The organism is Paraconexibacter sp., from assembly GCF_041602235.1.
Taxonomy (GTDB): domain Bacteria; phylum Actinomycetota; class Thermoleophilia; order Solirubrobacterales; family Solirubrobacteraceae; genus Paraconexibacter.
In genome coordinates this window covers 1-6,704 of record NZ_JBFIGP010000218.1, presented here as the reverse complement: position 1 = coordinate 6,704, position 6,704 = coordinate 1, and the positions used below count along the sequence as shown (strand labels likewise).

5 protein-coding genes and 2 pseudogenes are annotated in these 6,704 nt (G+C 73.2%); 4 read left to right on the top strand and 3 right to left on the bottom strand.

Annotation, left to right across the window (positions count from 1 at the left end):
• A pseudogene (locus ABYE80_RS15370) lies at positions 1 to 583 on the top strand (hypothetical protein); the annotation flags it as partial.
• A 21-nt stretch (positions 584 to 604) separates the two neighbouring features.
• Here ABYE80_RS15370 and ABYE80_RS15365 read toward each other — a convergent pair.
• Positions 605 to 2,377: a hypothetical protein gene (locus ABYE80_RS15365; RefSeq protein WP_372791170.1), complete on the bottom strand. Its 1,773-nt coding sequence runs from the start codon at positions 2,375 to 2,377 to the stop codon at positions 605 to 607.
• A gap of 26 nt (positions 2,378 to 2,403) precedes the next feature.
• Here ABYE80_RS15365 and ABYE80_RS15360 point away from each other — a divergent pair, with 26 nt between their 5' ends.
• Positions 2,404 to 2,955 (top strand): YqgE/AlgH family protein, encoded by a 552-nt coding sequence (locus ABYE80_RS15360; protein ID WP_372791169.1) that lies wholly within the window; start codon positions 2,404 to 2,406, stop codon positions 2,953 to 2,955.
• A gap of 46 nt (positions 2,956 to 3,001) precedes the next feature.
• Here the strand turns inward: ABYE80_RS15360 and ABYE80_RS15355 are convergent, their stop codons facing one another.
• Together ABYE80_RS15355 and ABYE80_RS15350 are read right to left on the bottom strand one after the other, a co-directional pair.
• Positions 3,002 to 3,520 (bottom strand): PH domain-containing protein, encoded by a 519-nt coding sequence (locus ABYE80_RS15355; protein ID WP_372791167.1) that lies wholly within the window; start codon positions 3,518 to 3,520, stop codon positions 3,002 to 3,004.
• Between the two features lie 24 nt (positions 3,521 to 3,544).
• Positions 3,545 to 4,171: a leucyl/phenylalanyl-tRNA--protein transferase gene (locus tag ABYE80_RS15350; protein WP_372791166.1), complete on the bottom strand. Its 627-nt coding sequence runs from the start codon at positions 4,169 to 4,171 to the stop codon at positions 3,545 to 3,547.
• Between the two features lie 20 nt (positions 4,172 to 4,191).
• Here ABYE80_RS15350 and ABYE80_RS15345 point away from each other — a divergent pair, with 20 nt between their 5' ends.
• Positions 4,192 to 5,340: an aldo/keto reductase gene (locus ABYE80_RS15345; RefSeq protein ID WP_372791165.1), complete on the top strand. Its 1,149-nt coding sequence runs from the start codon at positions 4,192 to 4,194 to the stop codon at positions 5,338 to 5,340.
• Positions 5,341 to 5,520: 180 nt separating this feature from the next.
• Positions 5,521 to 6,704 (top strand): annotated as a pseudogene (locus ABYE80_RS15340) (hypothetical protein); the annotation flags it as partial.

Here is a 6,704-nt window from a genome sequence, read left to right as displayed (position 1 = left end):
CGCGCCGGCGCTCCTGGGGAGCGTCGACGCCGCCGACCCGCGCGGCGCCCTGCTGGCGGCGCTGGACCGCGAACGCACCCAGGTCGACGCCGAGAACCTCGCGGAGTACGACCGCATGTCCGACCGGGTCGACGAGACGCTGATCGCCGCGGTCGGCGAGTCCTTCGACGTCGCCTTCCTCGTGACCGGCGGCCTCGCGGTGCTGGCCGCCTTCGTGCTCGCGCCACTGGCCCCGATGCCCTCGCCGCGCACCGGCTTGGCGATCGGCGCCCTGGTCGTCACGGCGGTGGCGGCCCCGGCGGTCTACGCCCGGGAGCACGACCGCCTGCGTCCCGAGAAGGTGCAGCTCCTGGACCCCTGCACCGCCGAACGCGACCTCCCGAGCACCGGAGGCATCGGCGGCTTCGTCCAGGACCGCGCGCTCGAGCTGCTGGACTCGACCGCCTGCCGGCTGGGATCGAGCCGGGAGGAGCTCGTCCTCGCGCTCGCCGACCCGGAGGACGCCAAGCGCTTCGAGGAGCGCTACGGCCGCAACCCGCGCAGCGCGGGCGACATCATCTCCTCGCTGCTGTTCGGCGGCTGAGCGCCCGGCGCGACGCCCTGGTCAGCGACCGCAGCGCGGGACGCGCCGGGTCGACGTCAGCACGCGCTTGGTGCGCAGCGTCGCGGCCGCGGTCACGGTCGTCCCGGGCTTCGCGCGTGTGGCGATCGCGAACGGGGCGCGGCGGTCGTCGGCCCGGAAGCGGCCACCGAGCCGGAAGCGCACGCGGCGCACGGCGCTGCCCTTGACCTCGGCCCGCACCACGCCGTCGCGCTCGCAGCGGAAGACCAGCCGGGCGGCGCGCTGCGCCGGGGGCCGCGAGGCGAGGTCCGGCTCGGGGAGCGGGACGCCGTCGCGCAGCGCCACGAGGCCGCCCAGCACGCCGACGTAGGCCGTCCCGTCCGGCCCGAGCGTGACCGGGGCGTAGTTGTTGTTGAAGCCCAGCCCCTCCCCCGCCAGCGCCTTGTAGACGGTCTTGCCGGTGCGGACGTCGATCGTCGTCAGGTACCACGAGTCGTCCCCGTCGGAGCGCGCCTCCTTCGTGTACGTGTAGACGAGACCGGAGGCCAGCGACAGCTTGGGAACCACGCTCGGCGCGGTCTCCTGGCTGGTCCAGCCCAGGGAGCAGGTGCCGTCCGGGTTCAGGTCGATCCGCGTCAGGCCCGGGGTCGTGGTCCGTCCGCCCTCGACGGCGGCCGGGCCGGTGTAGCCGTGGTTGTTCTCGACGATGATGAGCTCGGGGGTCGCGATCAGCGACTGGTCGGTCGACGAGGCGCCCTTGGTGAACACCGGCTGCTCGCAGGTCTTGCGCGGTGCGCCACCCTCGGGCGGCTGCGCGCCGCGCCGGTACACGACCACGTTGATCGGGTCCGCGTTGTCCGTGATCGCGACGAGGTCCTCACCGATCAGGGTCGGCGTCGTCCCGGACCCGGCCTGGCTCTGCCCGGGCTTCGGGTCGCCACCGGTGTTCTGGTAGGGCTCGGCCCAGGTGGCGCGCGGCACGCCGTCGGGGCCCGCGTCGAAGCGGTACATGGCCTTGTCGCTGACGATGAAGACCCCGCCCGTCTCGTCGACCGCGAACGAGTTGCCGATCGGCTCCTGGAGATCGAGCGTCTTGATCGTCCCGTCGCGGGAGAGGACGCCGACGACGCCCGACCGCGAGGCGAACCAGATGCGTCCGGCCCAGTCGGGCAGGGCGCTGATGATCGCGTCGCCGCTGGGGACCGCGCTGGTCAGGTCGACGTCCCGCACGATCTCCCAGCGCTGCTGATCGTCGAGCGCGACCACGAACAGGTGCCGGGACGCGGTCGGGATCACCGCACGGTCCTGGTCGTCGAGATAGAAGTACCCGCCCCCGGTGAAGTTCTGGAACACGTTGAGGCCGCCCGCCTGGGTGAGGTCGCGGGCGGGCAGCTGCATCTCGGCGAGCGTCTGCAGGGTCTTCGGGTCCAGCAACTCCAGCGTCGTCCGCTCGAGGCCCACGCAGACCGTGACGATGCGGCCCCGCCGGTCGAACGTCACCGAGGCGCATTCACGGGCGCGGAACGAGCTCGTGACCGACAGCTCGCGCCCGAGCGGACCGAACCCGGTGTTGGTGTCGGTCTGGTACGCGTCGCTGTGGAGGTTGCTGCGACCGTTGGCGGCCATGTGCGGGTGCCGCGGCGGCTCGGGGGCGGCCACGGGGTTCGGTGTGGCGGCCGTTCCGGTGAACGCCGGTGCCTTCGCGAGCGGCGTCTGCGGGATGGGGCCCTGGGCCGGCGCGAGCGCGGGCGCGCTCCCGAGCGTGGTCGTCACGGCAGCGAGCGCGAGCCCGTACCCCTTCAGTCGTCGCCTCATCGCCGTGATCGTAAAATGTCGCACCGATGTCCGCTGCGACCCTCAAGGGCAAGATCCTGCTCGCCTCACCGGCGCTCGCCGATCCGAACTTCGTCCGGACGGTCGTCCTGCTCGCTGAGCACGGCGCGGAGGGAGCACTCGGACTCGTCCTGAATCGCCCCACGGACGCGCTCGTCGGGGAGGCTGTCGACGAGCTCACGTCGATCGTCGACGAGGACGACGCCGTCTACGGTGGCGGGCCCGTCGGAGAGGACGCGGTCATGGTCGTCGCCGAGTTCGACGACCCCGCCCTCGCCGCGGAGCTGATCGTCGAGGACCTCGGGTTCCTGCCCGCCGACAGCGACCTCGACCGCATCGCCACCGCGACGCGCCGCGCGCGCGTGTTCGCCGGGCACGCCGGATGGGGGCCCGGCCAGCTCGAGGGCGAGCTCGAGGAGGGCGCGTGGATCGTCGTCGACGCCCACCGCGACGACGTCTTCACCGAGGACCCGGACGACCTCTGGTCGATCGTGCTCGAGCGCAAGGGCGGCCCCTACGCCGTGCTCGCCCGGATGCCCGAGGACCCGTCGGTGAACTGACGCAGGGCGGCCGGGCCGGTGGTGCGCGCCCCTGGGGCCGCTCGGATCAGACCCCGGTCGCCGGCGCGGCGGGATCGCCGCCGCTGCGAGCCTCACCGGTCATCGCGCGGTCCACGGCCCGGACGACCTCCTGCGGCGACTCGACGCCCTGGAACTTGAACAGGCCCGCGCGCTCGTCGCTGGCGACGTCGAAGTCCACGGTGCCGACCCGCAGGACGCGCTCCAGGAAGGACTGGGTGGTGTTGGCGTTCTGGATCCGCTCGACACGGGTCTCCTCGGTCGCGCGGTTCAGGATCCCCCGCCGGATGTGGAGCCGACGGGTGGTGATCGTGTACTGCGTGCCGATCCGCTTGAGGTAGCCGAACAGCACGACGAGGAGGAAGGACACGAGGAAGACGACCACGACCCAGGCCATCTTGACCTCGTCCTCGACGATGCGCGAGACACCCGCCGCGATCGCGCCGAGGATCGCGCAGAGGAACAGGCCCTTGATGTACAGGCCGAGCGTCGAACGCCAGGACGGGTGCCCCTGGTAGATGATCGATTCACCGGCGGAGAGATCCATGCGCGGACCCTACCGCCGGCGCTCTCAGCCCGGGAGGCCGATCGCCTCCTGCAGACGGGCCAAGTACTGCCAGCGGCTGATCGAGCGGGCACCGAGCCGTTCGGTGTGGTCGGTGGTCATCTGGATGTCGCACAGGAGCGCCCCGCTGCGGACCAGGAGGTCGAGGGTGCGGAACAGCATGACGTTGCCGGCGTGCGGCACCCGGTGGAACATCGACTCCAGGAAGGCCGCCTTGCCGATGGTCACGGCGACGCACCCCGCGACGAGACCGTCCTCGGGGTCGTGCAGCTCGATGGTGTGACAGAGCCCGACCTCGGCCAGCCGGGCGTACAGACGCACCATCCGCGGTGTCAGCCAGACGCCCTCGCCGGCGGTCCGCGGACGGGCACACCAGGCGAGGGTCTCGGCGAACGCGACGTCGAAGACGATCGACCAGCGTTCCGCCTCGGGACGAGCCAGGCTGCGCCGCACGGCCCGCCGCGTCCTCTGCAGCGCGTCGCGGTCGAGGTCGAACACCCCACGTTCCTCGGGCGAGTACCAGGGCAGCGGCTCGTCCTGCCGCTCGTCGTCGTCCATGGGGAACCAGCCGGCGGCGTAGAGGCCCACCACCTCCTCCAGGGGGAGGTCCTCATCAGGGCGGCGCAGGGTCACGGTCCCGTAGATTGTCCAGCATGGAACATCCTGGTCACCTCGCCCTCGGCACCTGGAGTGGCGGGAAGTTCATGCACTTCGGCGAACCGCTCGAGGACGCCCGCCTGGAGGCGCTCCTGCGCCCGGACGACGCGATCCCCGCGGTGATCACCGCGGACGCCTACGGTGCCGGCGAGGCCGACAAGGTGCTGGGGCGGGCGCTGCAGGGGCTCCCCCGTGACCGGTACTGGGTGGCGGGCACGATCGGGCACGACTTCTACGAGGGACAGCGCGAAGGCGCGAAGGGCTTTCCGCGCTTCACCGACCCCCGGCTCCGCGGACCCGAGGCGTGGGGGGAGTACGTCCGGATGGCGACCGAGCGGTCGCTGGAGCGCGTCGGGGTCGAGCGCTTCGACCTCCTGATGCTGCACAACCCCGACCACAGCGGCTACCACGACCCGCGCGTCTGGGAGGCGATGGCGGCCGCCCGCGACGCGGGCCTCGCCGACCAGATCGGCCTCGCCCCCGGACCCGCCAACGGGTTCACCCTCGACATCCTCGCGTGCCTCGAGTCGTTCGGCGAGCTCATCGACTGGGCCATGGTCATCCTCAACCCGCTCGAGCCGTGGCCGGGCGACTACGTCCTGGAGGCCGCCGCCGCGAAGGACGTGAAGGTGATCACCCGCGTGGTCGACTACGGCGGGATCTTCTGGGACGACGTCCGGCCCGGGCACCGCTTCCGTGACTTCGATCACCGCCAGTTCCGGCCCGAGGGGTGGATCGAACGTGGCGTCGAGCGCCTCGAGCGCATGCGGCCCGTCGCCGACCGCCACGGGCTCACACCGCTGCAGCTCGCCGCTCAGTGGAACCTCGCGCACGCCGCGGTGGAGATGGTCGCGCCGACCCTCATCCAGGAGGCCGATCCCGCGGACGGGTCCGCGGCACGCCCGGTCGAGGACAAGCGCGCGGAGCTGGCGGCGACGCCCGCGAAGGTCGTGCTCAGCGAGGAGGACGTCGTCGAGATCCGGTCGATCGGCGACAACACGAACTGCATGGCGCTGAAGGGCGCCAACCCCGAGCAGGACGAGCGCGTCTCCGACCGCTGGCCGGTCGAGGACCGCCTGGTCGAGGTCGGGCAGCGGTGGGGCGTCGACGCGGAGCGCGACCTGCGCCACGTGCCGGCCGCCTGAGGCCGTCCCCCACCGGGCGGCCCGTCCGCCGCCCGCCGCCCGCGCCGCCCGTCACGGACCGGCGCGGCTCCGTCATCCGTCCGGGACGACAGCCGGATGTGCAGCCTGCGCGTCGGGCGGCCGAGACAGCCGCAGATGACGGTCGCCGGGCGACACCGCGCAACTCGGTCGGTCGCCGCGGTGATCGCGGCTCTGGTCGCGGTCCCCGTTGCTGGCGCCGGCGGACACGTCATCCCGGTCACGCAGACCGCGCCCGCCGGCCCGCCGTTCCGGGCGATGCCGGCGGGCGCACCTCTTACGTCGGTCACGGGGACGCTGCGCACCGTCCACGGTCACGCGCGGCGCGGGCGGGTCTCCTACGCGGACACGCAGCTCGTCACCCGTCGCGGGCGCGTGCTGCGGCTGGACACCCGGGCGCTGCGGCGCACCCCGCGGGGCGGGAGCCGCGTGCGGGTCGTCGGCCGCCTGCACCGCGGGGTCCTGCGCGCGCGCCGGCTGACCGTGCTGCGCCGCTCCGTCCGGGCGCGCGCCGCCGCGGCGGGCGGCTCCTACCGGACGCTGGTGCTGCCGATCACCTTCGCGTCCGCCCCGTCGACGCCGTGGTCCACCGCCACGCTGCGCTCGCGCGTGTTCACCGCGACGAACTCCGTCCGCGCCTACCTCGAGGAGACGTCGTTCGGGGCCGTGAGCCTGCGCGGGGTGGTCGACCCGGCGGGGGACGTGGCGCCGTGGCAGACGATCAGCGCCTCGACGAGCACCTGCGCGTGGTCGTCCTGGCAGTCCGCGGCCCGTGCGGCGGCGACCGCCGCCGGCTGGACGCTCTCCAGCTACGACCGGATCCTGTACGTCATGGGCAACGTGGCCTCGTGCGGCTGGTCGGGACTCGCGCCCTACCCGTCGGGCGGCTGGGTCCACCTCAACGGCACGACGCTCTTCGGCGTCTTCGCCCACGAGCTCGGCCACACGTTCGGGCTCGATCACGCCAGCACGCTGTCGTGCACCTCCGGCGGCCAGAAGGTGTGGGTGTCGGGGACGTGCACCACCGACGAGTACGGCGATCCGTTCGACCCGATGGGCGACGCCTGGGCGGGCCGCTGGTTCCACGCGTTCTCGCGTCGCCGCCTGGGCTGGCTGTCCTCGGCGCAGACCCCGCAGGTGACGAGCTCCGGCACCTACGACCTGCTCCCCGCCGGGGGCGGCGGAGAGGGCCCGCGAGCCCTGACGATCCCGCGCGGTGACGGGAGCAGCTACCACCTCGAGCTGCGCCGGCCGACCGGGATCTTCGACGCGTTCTCGCTCGTCGACTGGGTGGTCGGCGGCGTGAGCGTCCGGCTCGTCCCCACCTCCGTGCAGGGGAGCGCCCT

Excerpts from the sequence above, each read along its gene's own strand:
- ABYE80_RS15345 (WP_372791165.1), top strand. The coding sequence starts at position 4,192 with ATGGAACATCCTGGTCACCTCGCCCTCGGCACCTGGAGTGGCGGGAAG.
- ABYE80_RS15365 (WP_372791170.1), bottom strand. The coding sequence starts at position 2,377 with ATGAGGCGACGACTGAAGGGGTACGGGCTCGCGCTCGCTGCCGTGACG.
- ABYE80_RS15355 (WP_372791167.1), bottom strand. The coding sequence starts at position 3,520 with ATGGATCTCTCCGCCGGTGAATCGATCATCTACCAGGGGCACCCGTCC.
- ABYE80_RS15360 (WP_372791169.1), top strand. The coding sequence starts at position 2,404 with ATGTCCGCTGCGACCCTCAAGGGCAAGATCCTGCTCGCCTCACCGGCG.